Here is a 20,668-nt window from a genome sequence, read left to right as displayed (position 1 = left end):
TAGCTAATTTCGACGTTAGGAGAAATACCATGACCATCAAAGCCATCAACGTACGCAACCAGTTCAAGGGCAGCATCAAGGAAATCGTGATCGGCGACGTGCTGTCCGAGATCGACGTGCAGACCGCCGCCGGCATCGTCACTTCGGTGATCACCACCCGCTCGGTACGCGAGCTGGACCTGCAGGTGGGCAGCGAAGTGATCGCCTTCGTGAAGTCCACCGAGGTGTCGATCGCCAAGCTCTGATAGCCAGTTCACGACCTCGCGAGGGCATGAGGCAGATGCGGTTGTAGGAGCGGCTTTAGCCGCGAACCGAGGTGTGCAGGAAAAGCTTCGCGGCTAAAGCCGCTCCTACAGTCTGTGTTACCGGTACAGGCTCTGCGGCGCGTAGGTCGCGGGCGCGGGTTGCACCTGTCCTACGGCTTCGTGGTGGACATGAGCTGTTCGGCCGGTTGCGGCCGGCCGAACCAGTAGCCCTGCCCGAGGTTGCAGCCCAGGCCACGCAGGAACGCGGCCTGGGACTCCTTCTCGATGCCTTCCGCCAGCACGCGCAGCCCCAGGCTCTGGCCGAGGGTGATCACGGCGCGCGCGATGGCGGCGTCCTCATGGTCGTCCGGCAGGCCGCAGACGAAGCTCTGGTCGAGCTTGAGCTTGTGCACCGGCAGGCGCTTGAGGCGCGCGAGCGAGGAGTAGCCGGTACCGAAGTCGTCGATGGCCAGGCGCACGCCCAGCTCGCGCAGCTGGGCGAGCACCGTCTGCGCCTGCTCCGGGTTGTCCATCACCGCGCTCTCGGTCACTTCGAGTTCGAGGTGCGCCGGGTCGAGCCCGGTGTCCGCCAGCACCTGGGCCACCTGCTGGGCCAGGTCGCCGCGGCCGAACAGGCGGCTGGAGACGTTCACCGCGACGAATTCCAGGCCGCGTCCTTCCCTGATCCAGGCCTGCATCTGGTTGCAGGCGTGCGCCAGCACCCAGGCGTCGATGGCGCCGATCAGCCCGCTGTCCTCGGCGATGGGGATGAACTCGCCCGGCGTGACCAGGCCGCGCTGGGGATGCTCCCAGCGCACCAGCGCCTCGACGCCTATCAGGCCGCGGTCGTCGAGGCGGTGGATCGGCTGGTAGTGGACGCGCAGGTCGCCCTGTTCCAGGGCCGCGCGCAGCTCGGACTCCAGGCGCACGCGCTGCTGGGCGACGGCGGTCATGTCCTGGCTGTAGAAGGCGAAGGTCTGGCGTCCGCTGCTCTTGGCCCGGAACAGTGCGGAGTCGGCGTTGCGCATCAGTTGCTCGACGCTGTCGCCGTCCTCGGGGAACAGGCTGATGCCGATGCTGGCGCTGATGAACAAGGTCTGGCCGTCGATCATGAACGGCTGGGCCAGTTCGTCCAGCAGGTGCTGGGCCAGCAGCGAGGCCTGCTCCGCCCCCGCGCAGTCGTCGCTGAGCAGGCCGAACTCGTCGCCGCCCAGGCGTGCCAGGGTCAGTTGCGGCGCCAGGCACTGGGCCAGGCGTTCGCCGATCAGCTTGAGCAACTGGTCGCCGATGTTGTGGCCCAGGCTCTCGTTGACGATCTTGAAGTGGTCCAGGTCGAACAGCAGCAGGGCGCCGCGCAGCTTGTCCCGGTGCGCCCGCTGCAGCGCCTGCTCGATGCGCTCGCCGAACAGCAGGCGGTTGGGCAGGGTGGTCAGCGGGTCGTGGTGGGCGAGGAAGTCCAGCTCGTGCTGGGAGCGTTTCAACGCGCTGATGTCGGAGAACACCGCCACGTAGTGGCTGAGCTTGCCGCGCTCGTCGTGGATGCTGCGGATGCACTGCCACATGGGGAACACCTCGCCGCTCTTGCGCCGGTTCCAGATTTCCCCGCTCCACGAGCCGCGCTGCTCCAGGGCGTGCCACAGGTTGTGGTAGAAGGCCGCGTCGTGGCGGCCGGACTTGAACAGGTTGGGCTCCTTGCCCAGCACTTCCTCGGCGCTGAAGCCGGTGATGCGCGAGAAGGCCGGGTTGACGTGGACGATCTTGCGCGTCTGGTCGGTGACCAGCACCCCTTCCTGGGTGCTGTCGAACACCGCGGCGGCCTGGCGCAGGCTGTCCTCGTCGGCGCGGCGCTGGGTGATGTCGCTGGAGGTGCCGATGAAGCGGCGCGGCTGGCCGTCCTCGTCGAGCAGCAGTTGGCCGCGGGAATGCAGCCAGCGGTAGCCGCCGTCGCGGTGGCGCAGGCGGGCGATGTTCTCGTAGTAGGGCTGGCGGTCGACCAGCAGTGTCTCCAGGCGCTGGATGGCCGGCTCCCGGTCGTCGGGATGGAGACGTTCGCGCCAGGCCTCCTGGCTGTCACCGAATTCCTCGGGTGTGTAACCAAGCATGTCGCAGTAGCGCTTGGAGAAAAACACCCTGGCGCTTTTCAGATCCCAGTCCCACATGCCTTCCTGGGCCGCGTCGAGGGCCTGGGCGAGGCGTTCCTCGCTGCGCCGGATGCGCGCCTGCACCCGGCGCTGCTCCTGCTGATACTGGCTGAGCGCGCAGTACAGCAGCGCAGCGGTGATCAGCACGAAGACCAGGCCCTTCAGCACTTCCAGGCCGGTGCGCAGTTTCCCGTCGAGCGCCAGCCACAGCAACAGGCAGTCGCTGAGGAGAATCCACAGCGTGGCGAAGAGCAGGTAGAGCAGGGTCAGCTGCAGCGGGGTACGCTGAAATTTCATGGGCGACTTGGCATCGAAAATGTGCACGGCGGCACATTATAGATAAGTCGGCTTCCAGTGCATTCTCGTCTAACGATGGTCTGGCTTTCTCCCTGTCGTTGGTGATAATGCGCGCAAGGCCAGGGCCCGGCCGCTATCTCTCTCCCCGCGAGGCAATACCCTTCTATGTGGTACAACGGTTTTCTCGATCTTTCGCCGTGGCAACTGGTGGCGGTCACCCTGGTGATGACCCACATCACCATCGTCAGCGTCACCGTCTACCTGCACCGCTACTCCGCGCACCGCGCGCTGGAGCTGCACCCCGCCCTCAAGCATTTCTTCCGCTTCTGGCTGTGGCTGACCACCGGCCAGAACACCCGCGAGTGGACCGCCATCCACCGCAAGCACCACGCCAAGTGCGAAACCGCCGACGACCCCCACAGCCCGGTGATCAAGGGCCTGGGCACCGTGCTGCGCAAGGGCGCCGAGCTGTACCAGGAGGAGGCGAAGAACGAGGAGACCCTGCGCATCTACGGCAAGAACTGCCCGGACGACTGGGTCGAGCGCAACCTCTACAGCCGCTTCCCCATGGGCGGCATCATCCTCATGGCGATCATCGACCTGGCCCTGTTCGGCGTGCTCGGCATGACCGTCTGGGCGGTGCAGATGATGTGGATTCCGGTGTGGGCCGCGGGCGTGATCAACGGTCTCGGCCATGCCGTGGGCTATCGCAACTTCGAATGCCGTGACGCCGCCACCAACCTGGTGCCCTGGGGCATCCTGATCGGTGGCGAGGAGCTGCACAACAACCACCACACCTACCCGAACAGCGCCAAGCTGTCGGTGAAGAAGTGGGAGTTCGACATGGGCTGGGCCTGGATCAAGCTGTTCGGCTTCCTGCGCCTGGCCAAGGTGCAGCGGGTGGCGCCCATCGCCCACCGGGTCGAGGGCAAGCGCAGCCTGGACATGGACACCGCCATGGCCATCCTCAACAACCGTTTCCAGATCATGGCCCAGTACCGCAAGCTGGTGATCAAGCCGCTGGTCAAGCAGGAACTGGCCAAGGCCGACGAGTCGGTGCGCCACCTGTTCCGCCGCGCCAAGCGCCTGCTGTCGCGCGAGACCAGCCTGCTGGACGACCGCCACCACGCGCGCATCGCCGACCTGCTGGCGCAGAGCCAGGCGCTCAAGGTGATCTACGAGAAGCGCATCGCCCTGCAGCAGATCTGGGTCAAGACCAGCAGCAACGGCCACGACATGCTCGAAGCGATCAAGCAGTGGATACATGAGGCCGAGGCCAGCGGCATCCAGTCCCTGCGCGAGTTCGCCGAGCAGCTGAAGACCTACTCGCTGCGCCCGACCACCGCCTGATTCGCGGTCGCTTCGCTAAAAACCCCACCTCTGGTGGGGTTTTTTGTGTCCGGATGTAAGCGAGGCGGCAGCGCATTGACCTGAGTCAGCTTCCCGCTCTTCGTGCGCGCGCATGGTGAATCCAGACCGTGTGCCAACACTAATAACGAGGAGATAAAACATCATGCGCGCCGCTACCCTGCTGTTTGCCGGACTCTGTCTGGGCTCGACCGTCGCCGAGGCCAACAAGGAACCGGTGGAGCCCATCGCCCCGGCCCAGGTCACCGATGCCGCCAAGGTCGAACTGGGCAAGCAACTGTTCTTCGACCCGCGCCTGTCGCGCTCCGGCTTCATTTCCTGCAACTCATGCCACAACCTGTCCATGGGTGGCAGCGACAACCTGCCGACCTCCATCGGCCACAACTGGCAGGAGGGCCCGATCAACTCGCCCACCGTGCTCAACTCCGGCCTCAACCTGGCCCAGTTCTGGGACGGCCGCGCCGCCGACCTCAAGGAACAGGCCGCCGGCCCCATCGCCAACCCGAAGGAGATGGCTTTCACCCACATCCTGGCGCTCGACGTGCTGCGCTCCATCCCGCAGTACCGGGAGTCGTTCAAGGCGGTGTACAAGAACGACGAGATCACCCTGGATGAGGTGACCGACGCTATCGCCGAGTTCGAGAAGACTCTGGTCACGCCGAACTCGCGCTTCGACAAGTGGCTCAAGGGCGACGCCAACGCGATCAGCGCCGCTGAGTTGGAGGGCTACGAGCTGTTCAAGTCGATCGGCTGCGTGGCCTGCCACAACGGCCCGGCGCTGGGCGGCAACTCGTTCCAGAAGATGGGCCTGGTTGAGCCCTACCAGACCCAGAACCCCGCCGAGGGTGTCGCCGGCCTGACCGGCAAGGACGCCGACCGCTTCAAGTTCAAGGTGCCGACCCTGCGCAATGTGGAGCTGACCTACCCCTACTTCCACGACGGTGCCTACTGGAAGCTGGAAGAGGCGGTGGACGTGATGGCGCGCCTGCAACTGGGTCGCCAGCTGAGCGCCGACGAGGTGGGCAAGGTCACCGCCTTCCTCAAGACCCTGACCGGCGAGCAGCCGAGCTTCGCGCTGCCGATCCTGCCGCCGTCCACCGGCGCCACGCCGCCGCCGAAGCCGTTCCGGTAGCGCAGCGCAGGCTGTGGGAGCGGACTTGTCCGCGAGCTTTTAAGCTTTGCGAAGATTCGCGGCCAATCGGAATGCCGCCCAACCGCTCCCACACAAGCCTGCTCCCCCACCAGGCCCTCTTCACAGAGGGCCTCTTTCATCCGGGCCTCAGCGCCCTTGCGGCGCCGGCTGCTGCTGGGTGATGCAGTGGATGTTGCCGCCGCCGAGCAGGATCTCGCGGCCCGGCACCATCACCACCTGGTGCTCGGGGAACACGCGCTGGAGGATGGCGCGGGCCTCCTCGTCCTTCGGGTCGTCGAAGCTCGGCGCGACGATGCCGCCATTGACGATCAGGAAGTTGACGTAGGAGCCGGCCAGGCGCACGTCCGGGCTGCGCTCCTGGCTGCCGGCGGCGGCGTCGACGCCGGCGCATTCTTCCTCGCTGGCGTGCAGCGGGCCGGGGATCGGCATCTTGTGCACTACCAGCTGGCGGCCCTTGGCGTCACGGGCGGACTCCAGCACCTTCATCGCCGCCTGGCAGCGCGGGTAGTTCGGATCGTTGGCGTCGTCGGTCCAGGCCAGCAGCACTTCGCCCGGGCGCACGTAGCAGCAGAAGTTGTCGACGTGGCCGTCGGTCTCGTCGTTGTACAGGCCGTCCGGCAGCCAGATCACCGTGTCGATCGCCAGATGCTCGGCCAGCACCGCCTCGATCTGCTCGCGGTTCAGGTGCGGGTTGCGGTTCCTGTTGAGCAGGCATTCCTCGGTGCTGATCAGGGTGCCTTCGCCGTCGACGTGGATCGAGCCGCCCTCCAGCACGAAGCCCTCGGTGCGGTAACGGTCGCGGCGCTCGATCTCGAGGATCTTGCTCGCCACCTGGTCGTCGCGCTGCCACGGCCAGTACAGGCCGCCGTCGAAGCCGCCCCAGGCGTTGAAGGTCCAGTCCACGCCGCGCACCTGGCCGTTGTCGTCGATGACGAAGGTGGGGCCGGTGTCGCGCACCCAGGCGTCGTCAGTGGTGATCTCCAGCAGGCGGATGTTGGCGTCGTCGAGGCGTGCGCGGGCGTTCTCGTACTGGCCGGCGGAGACGCACACGGTCACCGGCTCGAACCGGGCGATGGCCTTGGCCACGGCGGTGAAGGCGGCCTGCGCCGGCTTGCCGCCGAGGCGCCAGTTGTCCGGGCGCTCGGGCCAGACCATCCAGGTCTGGTCGTGGGGTTCCCACTCGGCGGGCATGCGGAAACCGTCGGTGCGTGGGGTGCTGGTCAGGGTGGGCATTGCTTGGCTCCGTAGGGTGCGCCATGCGCACCGGCGAAGGTATCGGGATGGCGAGGTGCGCGCGGTGCACCCTGCCCATTGTGTGCGGTTACTCGGACAGGCTTTCGCCGTCGAGGGTCGAGATCGGCCAGTATAGGTTCGGCCGGCGGTCGCGGAACACGCCCCAGGCGCTGCGCACGTGTTCGAGGCGGTCCAGGTCGAAGCTGTGCACCAGCACGCCTTCCTCGCGCTCGCCCAGTTCCTCGACCTTGGCGCCGAACGGGTCGGCGATGAACGAGGAGCCGTAGAAGGTGATGTCGTAGCCGTCCTGCTCCTCGCGGCCGATGCGGTTGGAAGCGACCAGCGGCATCAGGTTGGCGCCGGCATGGCCCTGCTGCACGCGCTGCCAGTGGTCGCGCGAGGTGATGGCCGGGTCGTGCGGCTCGCTGCCGATGGCGGTCGGGTAGAACAGCAGCTCGGCGCCCATCAGGGCCATGCTGCGGGCCGCCTCGGGGAACCACTGGTCCCAGCAGATGCCCACGCCGATCTTCGCGTAGCGGGTGTCCCACACCCGGAAGCCGCTGTCGCCCGGGTTGAAGTAGTACTTCTCGTGATAGCCAGGGCCGTCCGGGATGTGGCTCTTGCGGTACACGCCGAGGTTGCTGCCGTCGGCGTCGATGATGGCGATGCTGTTGAAGCGGGCGCGGCCGGCGCGCTCGAAGAAGCTGATCGGCAGCACCACCTGCAGCTCCCGGGCGAGTGCCTGGAAATGCAGGATGGCCGGATTCTCCTCGGTCGGTGTCGCCAGCTGCAGGTAGTCCGGATTCGGCTTCTGGCAGAAGTAGGGCGTCTCGAACAGCTCCTGCAGCAGGATGATCTGGGCGCCCCTGGCGGCCGCCTGGCGCACCAGCTTCTCGGCATTGGCGATATTGGCGGCGCTGTCCCAGGAGCAGGCCATCTGGGTGGCGGCGACGGTAACGATACGCGACATGAAGCACCTCTTGGCTCGTTCGCAGGCCGATCCGGCGTCCCCGGCGGCCTTTTCGGAGTGCCATGGCCGAGCATCGACCAAGGCGTAATGATCGATTTATATCCGATAAATATCGGTATTAAAAGATGCATCCGGCCTATTTCATAAAATAAACGGATTTTTATCGATATTAATCTGGGGTTTTTTATGTGGGAGCGGACTTGTCCGCGAAAAGGCAGGCACGGTGCCAACCCCTTTCGCGGACAAGTCCGCTCCCACAGAGGCGGCGGGCTTTCGCAGCGGCCCCTTCCTACAGGGAGGGGCGGTCAGGCCAGCGGTGCTGGCCTTTTCGGCAGGGCGGCGGGCAGGTACAGGCCGAGGTAGGCGTCGAACACCCGCATGCCTTCCTCGGCCAGGCGCGGGGTGATCTCGCCGTGCAGCTGCACCGAGCGGGCGTAGACCCGGTCGCCCAGCTCCATGGCCAGGGCGAACACGTCGATGTCGTCCGGCAGTTGCGGCAGCGGGAAGTGGCGTTCGAACAGCCGCTGCATCAGGCGGCCCAGCTCCAGATCGTGCTGGCGGTCGGCCTGGGTCACCTCGGCCAGGCCGTGCTGGGCCAGGATCAGCTGGCGCGCGGCGTGGTCGTTGGCGTAGATCGCCAGCATGCGCCGCTCGACGATGCGCGACAGGTCGCGCCAGTCGCGCAGTTCGGCGTGCTCCACCGGCTGCAGCAGGCAGTCGCGGAAGGCGGCGTGGATGTCGGCCGTCAGCGCTTCCAGCAGCGCCGGCACGCTGGCGAAGAAGTGGTAGACGGAGGAGGGCGGGATGCCCGCCCGCTCGGCCACCCCGTAGATGGTCAGGCTGGCGATGCCCTGGGCGCTCAGCAGCTCGCGCGCCGCCTGCAGGATCAGGCCGATGCGCGCCTGGCTGCTGGCGCGGGGCTTGCGGGCGGTGGCGGTGCGGGTCATGCCGGTCTCCTGTCCGAGTGAGGCGCTATTGGACGCCAGGCGGACAGGAGTGGCAAGCCGTCAGCTGCCGTCGCGGAAGCGGGTCCAGACTTCGTCGCGGGCGGTCTTGAGTTTGTCCGGCAGCGGCATCAGGGCGAACAGGCGGTTCTTGACGTCGTCCAGGTTGCTGCCCAACTGGTCGCGCAGATGGGGCTCGAGGAACTGCCGGGCGTCGGTGTTGGCGCTCGGGTAGAGGGTTTCGGCGCTGATCCGCGCGGCCACCTGGGGCTGCATCAGGTAGTCGATGAACTTGTGCGCCAGGTCGGCGCGGCGCGCGCTGGCCGGGACCACCAGGTTGTCGATGAACAGGGTGGAGCCTTCCTCCGGCACCACGAACTGCACCGGCTGGCCGGCGTCGCTGGCGCCCAGGGCGTCGCCGACCCAGGCCACGGCCATGCACAGGCGGCCCTGGTTGAGGTCGTCGATGTAGCGCTCGCTGTCCACGTAGCGCAGGTTCGGGCGCAGGCCCTGGAGGGTCTCGCCGGCCTTGCGGATGCGCCCCGGCGAGCTGTTGGCGAGGCTGCGACCCTGGTAGCTGAGCAGGTTGTAGAGCAGCTCGTCCGGCGCATCCAGCACGCTGATGCCGCAGCCGGTGAGCCGGGCGCTCTGCGCCGGGTCGAACAGCAGGCTCCAGCTGTGCGGCAGCGGGCCGCCGTAGGCCGCCTCGGCCTGCGGCGTGTTGATCGCCAGGCCCACGGCACCCCACAGGTAGGGCACTGCGTGGCGGTTCTGCGGGTCGACCGCGGCCAGCTTGCTCAGCAGCTGCTTGTCCAGATGCTTGCGGTTGGGCAGCAGGCTCATGTCCAGCGGCTGGATCAGCTTCTGCCGGATCAGTGCCGGCAGGTCGTTCTGCGACGGCACCGCGATGTCGATGCTTTCGCCGCTGGCGAGGATCTTGTCCAGTTCCTCGGCCGAGGCGTAGGTGTGGTACTCGACGGCGATGCCGGTGGCCTTGCTGAAGTCCTCCAGCACCTGCGGCGCGATGTAGTCGTTCCAGTTGTAGACCCGGATGCTGTCGGCGGCGGCCGCCAGTCCGGGGGCGAGGGCCAGCAGCAGCGGAGCAAGAATGCGAAACATGACGACCTCCTTGGCGAATGGATGGGCAAAGCTCCGCCATTCCGCGCGCCGGGGCTGGGCGGGAGGCAGAACCAGGGCAGTAAAAACAAGGCCATGCACCCGTTATGCGTTGCACCTGATCACGCATTGCTGAAGGCGCGGCGCTCTGCCGTAGGGTGCGCCGCGTGCACCGGGGCCATGTACGGGCTTACCGGTGCGCACGGCGCACCCTACGCCACAGCTCAATGGGGCATGGCTAAAACAACGCCAGCACGAGGGCTGGCGTCGGGTGTTGCATCAAACGGTATGCAGGTACCAGTTGTATTCGAGGTCGGAGATGGTGGTCTCGAACTCCTGCAGCTCGGCTTCCTTGCACGCGACGAAGATGTCGATGTAGTCCGGGCTGATGTACTTGTTCAGCACTTCGCTGTCGTCCAGCTCGCGCAGGGCGTCGCGCAGGTTGTTCGGCAGGCTCTGCTCCAGCTGTTCGTAGGAGTTGCCCTCGATCGGCTCGCCCGGCTCGATCTGGTTGGTCAGGCCGTGGTGGATACCGGCGAGGATCGCCGACATCATCAGGTACGGGTTGGCGTCGGCGCCGGCCACCCGGTGCTCGATGCGCACGGCGTCGGCGCTGCCGGTCGGCACGCGCACGGCCACGGTACGGTTGTCCAGGCCCCAGCTCGGCGCGTTGGGCACGTAGAACTGGGCGCCGAAGCGGCGGTACGAGTTGACGTTGGGGCAGAGGAAGGCCATCGACGCGGGCATGGTCTCCAGGACACCGCCGATCGCATGGCGCAATGCGGCGTTCTCCTGGGGATCATCGCTGGTGAAGATGTTCTTGCCGGTCTTCTTGTCGAGCAGCGAGATGTGCACGTGCAGGCCGTTGCCCGCCTGGCCCGGGTAGGGCTTGGCCATGAAGGTGGTGTCCATCTCATGGTCGTAGGCGATGTTCTTGATCAGGCGCTTGAGCAGCAGCGCGTGGTCGCAGGCCTTGATGGCGTCTTCGACGTGGTGCAGGTTGACTTCGAACTGGGCCGGGGCGCTCTCCTTGACGATGGCGTCGGCCGGGATGCTCTGTTCCTTGGCAGCTTCCAGCATGTCCTGCAGGCAATCGACGTATTCGTCGAGGTCGTCGATCAGATACACCTGGGTGGAGATCGGACGCTTGCCCGACAGTGGCGAGCGCGGCGGTTGCGGGCGGCCGTTCACGTTCTCCTGGTCGATCAGGTAGAACTCCAGTTCGAACGCGGCGCAGATCTTCAGGCCCATCTCGTCGAACCTGGCCACCACCTGGCGCAGCACTTCGCGCGGGTCGGCGAAGAACGGCTTGCCGTCCAGCTCGTGCATGGTCATCAGCAGTTGCGCGGTGGGGCGCTTCTGCCAGGGCTCGTTGCACAGGGTATTGGCGATGGGGAAGCAGATACGGTCGGCGTCGCCGATGTCCAGGCCGAGGCCGGTGCTTTCGACGGTGGAGCCGTTGATGTCGAGGGCGAACAGCGAGGCGGGCAGGTTGATGCCCTTTTCATACACCTTGTGCAGGCTGTTCCGTTCGATGCGCTTGCCGCGCACCACGCCATTCATATCCGCAATCAGAAGGTCAACGAACTGGACCTCGGGATGTTCCTTGAGGAACGCGTTCGCTTCGTTGAGCTGAACGGCACGCGGGGGTACCGACATGATGCAACACCTTTCTTGTTAAAAATTTCAATCATTCAGTCATATAGCCGTGAGTCAATCTCAATCGCCCAAGGCTGTCAATAGTGACGCATTCTGCCCCGAAACGGGGCTCGATGGCCAGTTTTGGGGCATTTTGGGCGCCTTCGAAGGTGCTGACGGCCCCGTTATCGCTGGTGCTCAGTGGGGCGTGTTCAATTTTTTACAGCCCTATTGTGTAATAAATTGAACGGCGCTAATCTCGGCTCCACCTGACAACAGCATAAGAACGGGTGTCCCATGTTGCGCCTGCCGATCATCGGCGTCACCGCCTGCACCAAGCAGGTCGGCCTCCATCCCAACCACATCGTCGGCGACAAATATGTTCGCGCGGTGGCGGTAGGAGCCGAAGGGCTGCCCCTGGTGATTCCGGCGCTGGGTGATCTGATCGACCAGGGCACCCTGCTGGAGGCCATCGACGGCCTGCTGTTCACCGGCTCGCCCTCGAATGTCGAGCCCCATCATTATAGTGGCCCGGCCAGCGAGGCCGGCACCCATCACGATCCCGCCCGCGACGCCACCACCCTGCCGCTGATCCGCAAGGCCATCGCCGCCGGCGTTCCGCTGCTGGGCATCTGCCGCGGCTTCCAGGAAATGAACGTGGCCTTCGGCGGCAGCCTGCACCAGCGCGTGCAGGAAGTGCCCGGGATGATGGACCACCGCGAGCCGGCCGACGCGCCGGTGGAAATCCAGTATGCCCCCCGCCACGCCGTGCGCGTGCAGCCGGGCGGGGTGCTCGCCGGCATCGGCTTGCCGGACGAGTTTCAGGTCAATTCCATTCATGGCCAGGGCGTTCAGCGTCTGGCGCCGGGCCTTCGCGTAGAAGCACTGGCGCCCGACGGGTTGATCGAAGCCTTCTCCGTCGAAGGTTCGCCTAGCTTCGCGCTCGGGGTGCAGTGGCACCCGGAATGGCAGGTAGGCTCCAACCCGAATTATCTCGCCATCTTCCAGGCCTTTGGTGAGGCTTGCAGGGAGAGGGCGGGGCAACGCTGAGTAGGTGAGCATCCGGCAGGCGGTGAAACCCCGGAGGTTTCGCTAGGCTTCAACCGGTCCGCAGTAGCCGCTCTACAACCCTGAGGTCTCTATGAGTACCAAGCTAGACCAGCTCACCAGCTGGCTGAAAGAACGCAAAATCACCGAAGTTGAATGCTTGATCAGCGATCTTACCGGCATTGCCCGGGGCAAGATCTCGCCGACCAACAAGTTCCTCGACGAGAAGGGCATGCGCCTCCCCGAGAGCGTGCTGCTGCAGACCGTGACCGGCGACTACGTCGAGGACGACATCTATTACGACCTGCTCGACGAGGCGGACATCGACATGTTCTGCCGCCCGGACGAGAGCGCCGTGTACGTTGTGCCCTGGGCCATCGAGCCCACCGCGATGGTGATCCACGACACCTTCGACAAGCAGGGCAACCCCATCGAGCTGTCGCCGCGCAACATCCTCAAGAAAGTGCTGAAGATGTACGCCGACAAGGGCTGGAAGCCGATCGTCGCGCCGGAGATGGAGTTCTACCTGACCAAGCGCTGTGCCGACCCGGACTTCCCGCTGGAGGCGCCGATCGGCCGCTCCGGCCGCCCGGAGACCGGCCGCCAGTCCTTCTCCATCGACGCGGCCAACGAATTCGACCCGCTGTTCGAGGACATGTACGACTGGTGCGAGCTGCAGGGCCTGGACCTGGACACCCTGATCCACGAGGAAGGCCCGGCGCAGATGGAGATCAACTTCCGTCACGGCGACGCCCTCGACCTGGCCGACCAGATCCTGGTGTTCAAGCGCACCATGCGCGAGGCCGCGCTCAAGCACGACGTAGCGGCGACCTTCATGGCCAAGCCGATCACCGACGAGCCGGGCAGCGCCATGCACATCCACCAGAGCGTGGTGGACCTGAAGACCGGCAAGAACATCTTCTCCAACGCCGACGGCACCATGAGCGAGCTGTTCCTGCACCACATCGGCGGCCTGCAGAAGTACATCCCCGAGCTGCTGCCGCTGTTCGCGCCGAACGTCAACTCGTTCCGCCGCTTCCTGCCGGACACCTCGGCGCCGGTGAACGTGGAGTGGGGCGAGGAGAACCGCACCGTGGGCCTGCGCGTGCCGGAAGCCGGCCCGCAGAACCGCCGCGTGGAGAACCGCCTGGCCGGCGCCGACGCCAACCCCTACCTGGTGCTGGCCGCCACCCTGCTGTGCGGCTACATGGGCATGGTCGAGCACGTGAGGCCGAGCGCGCCGGTCAAGGGCCGCGGCTACGAGCGTCGCAACCTGCGCCTGCCGGTGACCATCGAGAGCGCCCTGGAGCGCATGGAAGCCTGCAAGGACGCCGAGAAGTACCTGGGCGAGAAGTTCATCCGCGGCTATGTCGCGGTGAAGCGCGCCGAGCACGAAAACTACAAGCGGGTGATCAGCTCCTGGGAACGCGAGTTCCTGCTGCTCTCCGTCTGACAGGGAAGGGGCCGGGCGGCGACGCCCGGCGCCCGACCGGATGCGCAATCTGAGGTGAACGATGACCAATCAAGCGAACAACCCGAAAACCCGCGAATGGCAGGCCATGAGCCGTGAGCACCATCTCGCGCCGTTCAGCGACTACCAGCAGCTGCACGACAAGGGCCCGCGCATCATTACCAAGGCCGACGGCGTCTACCTCTGGGACAGCGAAGGCAACAAGATTCTCGACGGCATGGCCGGCCTCTGGTGCGTCGCCGTCGGCTACGGCCGCGAAGAGCTGGTCGAGGCGGCCAGCCACCAGATGCGCGAGCTGCCGTTCTACAACACCTTTTTCCAGACCGCCCACCCGCCGGCGCTGGAACTGGCCAAGGCCATTTCCGACGTGGCGCCGGAAGGCATGAACCACGTGTTCTTCACCGGCTCCGGCTCGGAAGGCAACGACACCATGCTGCGCATGGTCCGCCACTACTGGGCGCTCAAGGGGCAGCCGGAGAAGAAGGTCATCATCAGCCGCCACAACGGCTACCACGGCTCCACCGTGGCCGGCGCCAGCCTGGGCGGCATGACCTACATGCACGAGCAGGGCGACCTGCCGATCCCGGGCATCGTGCACATCCCGCAGCCGTACTGGTTCGGCGAGGGCGGCGACATGAGCCCCGAGGAGTTCGGCATCTGGGCCGCCGACCAGCTGGAGAAGAAGATTCTCGAAGTGGGCGAGGACAAGGTCGCCGCCTTCATCGCCGAGCCGATCCAGGGCGCGGGCGGCGTGATCATCCCGCCGGACAGCTACTGGCCGCGCATCCGCGAGATCCTCGCCAAGTACGACATTCTGTTCGTCGCCGACGAAGTGATCTGCGGCTTCGGCCGTACCGGGCAATGGTTCGGCAGCGACTACTTCGGCAACAAGCCGGACCTGATGACCATCGCCAAGGGCCTGACTTCCGGCTACGTGCCCATGGGCGGCCTGATCGTCAGCGACAAGGTGTTCCAGGTGATCAACGCCGGTGGCGACTTCAACCACGGCTTCACCTACTCCGGCCACCCGGTGGCGGCCGCCGTCGGCCTGGCCAACCTGCGCATTCTCAAGGAAGAGAAGATTCTCAAGCGTGTCCAGGCGGAAACGGCACCCTATTTGCAGAAGCGTTTGCGTGAGCTGGCGGATCATCCGCTGGTGGGCGAGGTACGCGGAGTGGGCATGCTCGGCGCCATCGAACTGGCGAAGAACAAGCAGACCCGCGAGCGTTTCCCGGGCGATATGGGCGTCGGCATGATCTGCCGCAGCCACTGCTTCGAGAACGGTCTGATCATGCGCGCCGTGGGCGACACCATGATCATCGCGCCGCCGCTGGTGATCAGCAAAAGCGAGATCGACGAGCTGGTCGAGAAGGCGCGCAAGTGCCTCGATCTGACGGCCCGCGCGGTGCTGGTGTAAGGCTTGAGCGACAGGCCAGACCTTGCCAGACTGCGGGGTGCGTTGGCCAGGCTCACCGGAGGGTGCGTCGCTCAGGCGACGCAGCCCCGGATACTACAAACGACAATGGAGCTAACCCGCATGATCAAGACCTTCGGCAAGACCCTCCTTGCCATGACTCTGGCAGGCGCCGTGGCCGGTATGGCGCAGGCCAATGACAAGGTGCTGCACGTCTACAACTGGTCGGACTACATCGCCCCGGAAACCCTGGAGAAGTTCACCAAGGAAACCGGCATCAAGGTCGTCTACGACGTCTTCGACAGCAACGAAGTGCTGGAAGCCAAACTGCTCGCGGGCAGCTCCGGTTACGACATCGTCGTGCCCTCCAACCCCTTCCTGGCCAAGCAGATCAAGGCTGGCGTGTTCCAGAAGCTGGACCGCGAGAAGCTGCCGAACTGGAAGAACCTCGACACCACCTTGCTCAAGGCCCTGGAGCCGAGCGATCCGGGCAATCAGTACTCCTTCCCCTATATGTGGGGCACCATCGGCCTGGGCTACAACGTCGACAAGGTCAAGGCCGTGCTGGGCGACAACGCCCCGGTCGATTCCTGGGACCTGGTGTTCAAGCCGGAGAACATCGCCAAGCTGAAGGAATGCGGCGTTTCCTTCCTCGACTCGCCGACCGAGATCCTGCCGGCCGCCCTCAACTACCTGGGCTACAGCCCGACCAGCGAGAAGCCGGATGAGCTGAAGAAGGCCGAGGAACTGTTCCTCTCCATCCGCAAGAGCATCTCCTACTTCCACAGCTCGAAGTACATCGGCGACCTGGCCAACGGCAACATCTGCGTGGCCGTCGGCTACTCGGGCGACCTGTACCAGTCCAAGTCCCGCGCCGAGGAAGCCAAGAACGGCGTGAACATCCTCTACAGCATTCCGAAAGAAGGCGCCGGCAGCTTCTTCGACATGCTCGCCATCCCGACCGACGCCAAGAACGTCGATGGCGCCCATGCCTTCCTGAACTTCCTGATGAAGCCGGAAATCATGGCCGAGATCACCAACTTCGTGCAGTTCCCCAACGGCAACGCGGCGGCCACTCCGCTGGTCGACGAGGCGATCCGCAACGACCCGGGCATCTACCCGAGCGAAGCGACCATGGCCAAGATCTACACCTTCCCGGACCTGCCGGCGAAAGTGCAGCGCACCATGAACCGCAGCTGGACCACCATCAAGTCCGGCAAGTAACCGACAGCAGCGACACCCTCCGGCGGGTGCTCCGCCGGAGCAACCGCCAGGAGGTCCCATGACCCACCTCGACTACCGTTACACACGAGCCCCACACAGCTCCGTGCGCGGGCGGCTGGGCGATCGGCATGGGCGCCAGGGATAGGACACAGATTCTCCACCACCCCCGGAGCGCGCCAGCGCTCCGCTAGATCAACAAGAAAGAGGAACGACGTGTGCGAATTTCCTTCCGCAAAACCCTGACCGCCGTTGCGGTGACATTGGGCGTGGCGGGTGCCGTGCAGGCAGCGCCCACCGTGCACATCTACAACTGGAGCGACTATATCGGCGAGACCACGCTGGAGGACTTCCAGAAGGCCACCGGCATCAAGCCGATCTACGACGTGTTCGACTCCAACGAGACCCTGGAAGGCAAGCTGCTGGCGGGCCGCTCCGGCTACGACCTGGTGGTGCCGTCCAACCACTTCCTCGGCAAGCAGATCAAGGCCGGCGCGTTCCAGAAACTCGACCGCTCCCTGCTGACCAACTGGCAGAACCTCGACCCGGCGCTGCTCAAGCAGCTCGAGACCAACGACCCGGGCAACCTGTACGCCGTCCCCTACCTGTGGGGCACCAACGGCATCGGCTACAACGCCGAGAAGATCAAGGCCGTGCTGGGCGTCGACACGATCGACTCCTGGGCCGCCGTCTTCGAGCCGGACAACATGAAGAAGCTCAGCGCCTGCGGCGTGGCCTTCCTCGACTCGGCCGACGAAATGATTCCGGCCGTGCTCAAGTACCTGGGCAAGGACCCGAACAGCACCGACGTCGACGACTACCGGGTGGCCGAGGAGAAGCTGCTGGCCGTGCGCCCGTACGTGACCTACTTCCACTCCTCCAAGTACATCGGTGACCTGGCCAACGGCGACATCTGCGTCGCGGTCGGCTTCTCCGGCGACATCCTGCAGGCCGCCGACCGCGCCGAAGAGGCCGGCAAGGGCGTGGAGATCACCTACTCCATTCCCAAGGAAGGCGCCAACCTGTGGTTCGACATGATGGCCATTCCGGCCGACGCGAAGAACGTCAAGGAAGCCCACACCTTCATCAACTACCTGCTCGACCCGGCGGCCATCGCCAAGGTCAGCGACTACGTCGGTTATGCCAACCCCAATCTCAAGGCCGGCGAGCTGATGGACCAGGACGTGCGCAACGACGAGTCCGTTTACCCCCCGCAGGAGGTGCTGGATAATTTGTTCATCTCCGCCGAACTGCCGCCGAAAGTGCAGCGCCTGATGACCCGCAGTTGGACCAAGGTCAAGTCGGGCAAGTGAATTAATTGCCCGGCCAGCGGCCGGGCGCGATTTCTTTTTCCGGGAGTTTTGGAAATGGCTGTTGCTTCCAGCGCCTACAAGAAAGCCCTCGAGGGCAGCCAGCAACCCAAAGAGGTGCTGGTCAAGATCGACCGCGTGACCAAGAAGTTCGACGAGACCATCGCCGTCGACGACGTCTCGCTGACCATCAACAAGGGCGAGATCTTCGCCCTGCTCGGCGGCTCCGGTTCGGGCAAATCGACCCTGCTGCGCATGCTCGCCGGCTTCGAGCGCCCCACCGAGGGCCGCATCCTGCTCGATGGCGTCGACATCACCGACATGCCGCCCTACGAGCGGCCGATCAACATGATGTTCCAGTCCTACGCGCTGTTTCCGCACATGACCGTGGCGCAGAACATCGCCTTCGGCCTCAAGCAGGACGGCCTGCCCAAGGCCGAGATCGACGAGCGCGTGGCCGAGATGCTCAAGCTGGTGCACATGACCCAGTACGCCCGGCGCAAGCCGCACCAGCTGTCCGGCGGCCAGCGCCAGCGCGTGGCCCTGGCCCGTTCCCTGGCCAAGCGGCCCAAGCTGCTGCTGCTCGACGAGCCGATGGGCGCGCTGGATAAGAAGCTGCGCTCGCAGATGCAGCTGGAACTGGTCGAGATCATCGAGCGCGTGGGCGTGACCTGCGTGATGGTGACCCACGACCAGGAAGAAGCCATGACCATGGCCCAGCGCATCGCCATCATGCACCTCGGCTGGATCGCCCAGACCGGCAGCCCGGTGGACATCTACGAGACCCCGGCCAGCCGCCTGGTCTGCGAGTTCATCGGCAACGTCAACCTGTTCGACGGCGTGATCACCACCGACGAGGCCGACCACGCCATCATCGGCTGCCCGCAGCTGGACAAGCCGATCTACATCGGCCACGGCGTCACCACCCGCGCCGAGAGCAAGGCTGTCACCTACGCCCTGCGCCCGGAAAAATTGCTGATGGCCACCACCCTGCCGGCGGACCACGAGCACCCCGAGTACAACTGGTGCAACGGCACCGTGCACGACATCGCCTACCTGGGCGGCCACTCGGTGTATCACGTCAAGCTGGCCTCCGGGCAGATCGTGCAGTGCTTCATCGCCAACGCCGAGCGCCGCGGCAAGCGTCCGACCTGGGACGACCACGTGGTGGTGTACTGGGAAGACGACAGCGGCGTGGTACTGCAATCATGAGAATCGGCAAACTGAAGCGCTATCTGCCCACCGGGCGGCATGCCGTGATCGGTGTGCCGTTCTTCTGGCTGTTCCTGTTCTTCCTGCTGCCGTTCTTCATCGTCCTGAAGATCAGCTTCGCCGAAGCCGACGTGGCCATCCCGCCCTACACCGAGATCTACAACTGGGCCGACAACCAGCTGTCGATCGTGCTCAACCTGGGCAACTACATCTTCCTCAGCGAGGACGAGCTGTACCTGGCGGCCTACCTGGGATCGCTGAAGATAGCCTTCGTCAGCACCGTCCTCTGCCTGTTGCTCGGCTACCCGATGGCCTATTCCATCGCCCGTGCCAGCAAGGAAGCGCAGACCGTGCTGCTGCTGCTGATCATGATGCCGACCTGGACCGCGATCCTGATCCGCGTCTACGCGTGGATGGGCATCCTCAGCAACAACGGCCTGCTCAACGGCTTCCTGCAGATGATCGGGGTGATCAACGAGCCGCTGCAGATCCTCAACACCAACCTCGCGGTGTACATCGGCATCGTCTATTCGTACCTGCCGTTCATGGTCCTGCCGCTCTACGCCAACCTGGTCAAGCACGACATGAGCCTGCTGGAAGCGGCCTCCGACCTGGGCTCGAGCAACTTCAACAGCTTCTGGAAGATCACCGTGCCGCTGTCCAAGAACGGCATCATCGCCGGCAGCATGCTGGTGTTCATCCCGGTGGTGGGCGAGTTCGTCATCCCCGAACTGCTCGGCGGCCCGGAGACCCTGATGATCGGCAAGGTGCTGTGGCAGGAGTTCTTCAACAACCGCGACTGGCCGGTGGCATCGGCCCTGGCGGTGGTGATGCTGGCGATCCTGATCATCCCGATCATCCTGTTCAATCGTAACCAGGCCAAGGAAATGGAGGGCCGCGCATGAAACGCTTCAGCTTCTCCAACGTGATGCTCTGGGTCGGCCTGCTGTTCATCTACCTGCCGATGCTGATCATGGTCATCTACTCCTTCAACGCCTCCAAGCTGGTCACCGTATGGGGCGGCTGGTCGGTGAAGTGGTACGTCGGCCTGCTCGACAACAGCCAACTGATGGGCTCGGTGATGCGCTCCCTGGAGATCGCCCTGTACACCGCCGTCGCGGCGGTGGCGCTGGGTACCCTGGCGGCCTTCGTGCTGACCCGGGTGACCCGCTTCAAGGGTCGCACCCTGTTCGGTGGCCTGGTCACCGCGCCGCTGGTGATGCCGGAAGTGATCACCGGTCTGTCCCTGCTGCTGCTGTTCGTGGCCATGGCCCAGCTGATCGGCTGGCCCGCCGAGCGCGGGCTGATGACCATCTGGATCGCCCACACCACCTTCTGCTCGGCCTACGTGGCGGTGGTGGTGTCGGCGCGCCTGCGCGAGCTGGACCTGTCCATCGAGGAAGCGGCCATGGACCTCGGCGCCAAGCCGTGGAAGGTGTTCTTCCTGATCACTATCCCGATGATCGCGCCGTCCCTGGCGGCCGGCGGCATGATGTCCTTCGCCCTGTCGCTGGACGACCTGGTGCTGGCCAGCTTCGTCTCCGGCCCGGGCTCCACCACCCTGCCGATGGAAGTCTTCTCCGCCGTGCGCCTGGGTGTGAAGCCGGAGATCAACGCGATCGCCAGCCTGATCCTGCTGACCGTGTCGATCTTCACCTTCTTCGCCTGGTACTTCGCCCGCCGTGCCGAGGAGCGCCGCAAGCGCGCGATCCAGCAGGCCATGGAGTCCATGGCCGAGGAAGCCACCAACTCCAACTGGAAACCGGCCCAGCCCGCCTGAGCCACTTCCCGCCCATGAAAAAGGCCACCCTCGGGTGGCCTTTTTCATGGTTCCCGTTACGGAAGCATGTCCTTCGTAGGGTGCGCCATGCGCACCACCCGTGGCCGG

General features: G+C 65.2%; 17 protein-coding genes. 11 read left to right on the top strand and 6 right to left on the bottom strand.

Features of this window, described 5'->3' with window-relative positions:
- The first annotated feature begins 29 nt into the window (after nt 1-29).
- Nucleotides 30-245: a TOBE domain-containing protein gene (locus N5D30_RS14550; protein ID WP_220812547.1), complete on the top strand. Its 216-nt coding sequence runs from the start codon at nt 30-32 to the stop codon at nt 243-245.
- A gap of 170 nt (nt 246-415) precedes the next feature.
- Here N5D30_RS14550 and dibA read toward each other — a convergent pair whose 3' ends face one another.
- A complete protein-coding gene (dibA, locus tag N5D30_RS14545; RefSeq protein ID WP_279909601.1) occupies nt 416-2,683 on the bottom strand; it encodes a phosphodiesterase DibA in 2,268 nt (755 codons plus the stop codon).
- 165 nt (nt 2,684-2,848) lie between these two features.
- Between dibA and desA the strand changes: the two genes are divergently transcribed.
- Both desA and N5D30_RS14535 read left to right on the top strand, forming a co-directional pair.
- A complete protein-coding gene (gene desA / locus N5D30_RS14540; RefSeq protein WP_220812545.1) occupies nt 2,849-4,033 on the top strand; it encodes a delta-9 fatty acid desaturase DesA in 1,185 nt (394 codons plus the stop codon).
- Between the two features lie 163 nt (nt 4,034-4,196).
- The gene (locus tag N5D30_RS14535) at nt 4,197-5,183 is read left to right on the top strand and encodes a cytochrome-c peroxidase (protein ID WP_279909600.1); all 987 of its coding nucleotides are present in this window, start codon (nt 4,197-4,199) and stop codon (nt 5,181-5,183) included.
- 147 nt (nt 5,184-5,330) lie between these two features.
- Here N5D30_RS14535 and aguA read toward each other — a convergent pair whose 3' ends face one another.
- From aguA to N5D30_RS14510, 5 genes are all read right to left on the bottom strand, one after another.
- Nucleotides 5,331-6,437 (bottom strand): agmatine deiminase, encoded by a 1,107-nt coding sequence (gene aguA, locus N5D30_RS14530; RefSeq protein ID WP_279909599.1) that lies wholly within the window; start codon nt 6,435-6,437, stop codon nt 5,331-5,333.
- 88 nt (nt 6,438-6,525) lie between these two features.
- Nucleotides 6,526-7,407, bottom strand: coding sequence for an N-carbamoylputrescine amidase (aguB, locus tag N5D30_RS14525; protein WP_279909598.1), 882 nt, complete (start codon nt 7,405-7,407; stop codon nt 6,526-6,528).
- 305 nt (nt 7,408-7,712) lie between these two features.
- Nucleotides 7,713-8,354 (bottom strand): TetR/AcrR family transcriptional regulator, encoded by a 642-nt coding sequence (locus tag N5D30_RS14520; protein ID WP_279909597.1) that lies wholly within the window; start codon nt 8,352-8,354, stop codon nt 7,713-7,715.
- A gap of 60 nt (nt 8,355-8,414) precedes the next feature.
- The gene (locus N5D30_RS14515; protein ID WP_220812540.1) at nt 8,415-9,470 is read right to left on the bottom strand and encodes an extracellular solute-binding protein; all 1,056 of its coding nucleotides are present in this window, start codon (nt 9,468-9,470) and stop codon (nt 8,415-8,417) included.
- A gap of 276 nt (nt 9,471-9,746) precedes the next feature.
- A complete protein-coding gene (locus N5D30_RS14510; protein WP_220812539.1) occupies nt 9,747-11,126 on the bottom strand; it encodes a glutamine synthetase family protein in 1,380 nt (459 codons plus the stop codon).
- Nucleotides 11,127-11,402: 276 nt separating this feature from the next.
- Here N5D30_RS14510 and N5D30_RS14505 point away from each other — a divergent pair, with 276 nt between their 5' ends.
- The 8 genes from N5D30_RS14505 (at nt 11,403) to N5D30_RS14470 (ending at nt 20,560) form a co-directional block, all read left to right on the top strand.
- Nucleotides 11,403-12,155: a gamma-glutamyl-gamma-aminobutyrate hydrolase family protein gene (locus N5D30_RS14505; RefSeq protein ID WP_279909596.1), complete on the top strand. Its 753-nt coding sequence runs from the start codon at nt 11,403-11,405 to the stop codon at nt 12,153-12,155.
- Between the two features lie 91 nt (nt 12,156-12,246).
- Nucleotides 12,247-13,605: a glutamine synthetase family protein gene (locus tag N5D30_RS14500; protein WP_220812537.1), complete on the top strand. Its 1,359-nt coding sequence runs from the start codon at nt 12,247-12,249 to the stop codon at nt 13,603-13,605.
- 61 nt (nt 13,606-13,666) lie between these two features.
- Nucleotides 13,667-15,040, top strand: coding sequence for an aspartate aminotransferase family protein (locus N5D30_RS14495; RefSeq protein WP_279909595.1), 1,374 nt, complete (start codon nt 13,667-13,669; stop codon nt 15,038-15,040).
- 120 nt (nt 15,041-15,160) lie between these two features.
- The gene (locus N5D30_RS14490; RefSeq protein WP_279902947.1) at nt 15,161-16,261 is read left to right on the top strand and encodes a polyamine ABC transporter substrate-binding protein; all 1,101 of its coding nucleotides are present in this window, start codon (nt 15,161-15,163) and stop codon (nt 16,259-16,261) included.
- 215 nt (nt 16,262-16,476) lie between these two features.
- On the top strand, nt 16,477-17,571 hold the full coding sequence (locus tag N5D30_RS14485) for a polyamine ABC transporter substrate-binding protein (protein WP_279909593.1): 1,095 nt from the start codon (nt 16,477-16,479) through the stop codon (nt 17,569-17,571).
- Between the two features lie 54 nt (nt 17,572-17,625).
- Nucleotides 17,626-18,780 carry a polyamine ABC transporter ATP-binding protein gene (gene potA / locus N5D30_RS14480; RefSeq protein ID WP_220812533.1) on the top strand — a complete coding sequence of 385 codons (1,155 nt, stop codon included), beginning with the start codon at nt 17,626-17,628 and terminating at the stop codon, nt 18,778-18,780.
- A gap of 23 nt (nt 18,781-18,803) precedes the next feature.
- Nucleotides 18,804-19,685, top strand: coding sequence for an ABC transporter permease subunit (locus tag N5D30_RS14475; protein WP_279903090.1), 882 nt, complete (start codon nt 18,804-18,806; stop codon nt 19,683-19,685).
- Nucleotides 19,682-20,560: an ABC transporter permease subunit gene (locus tag N5D30_RS14470; protein WP_220812532.1), complete on the top strand. Its 879-nt coding sequence runs from the start codon at nt 19,682-19,684 to the stop codon at nt 20,558-20,560. Before N5D30_RS14475 ends, N5D30_RS14470 begins: the two co-directional genes overlap by 4 nt.
- Nucleotides 20,561-20,668: the final 108 nt, after the last annotated feature.

Source organism: Pseudomonas sp. GD03875, from assembly GCF_029840585.1.
Classification (GTDB): domain Bacteria; phylum Pseudomonadota; class Gammaproteobacteria; order Pseudomonadales; family Pseudomonadaceae; genus Aquipseudomonas; species Aquipseudomonas paralcaligenes.
Note: the sequence above shows the minus strand (reverse complement) of the source record. Positions and strands in the feature narration are given on the sequence as shown.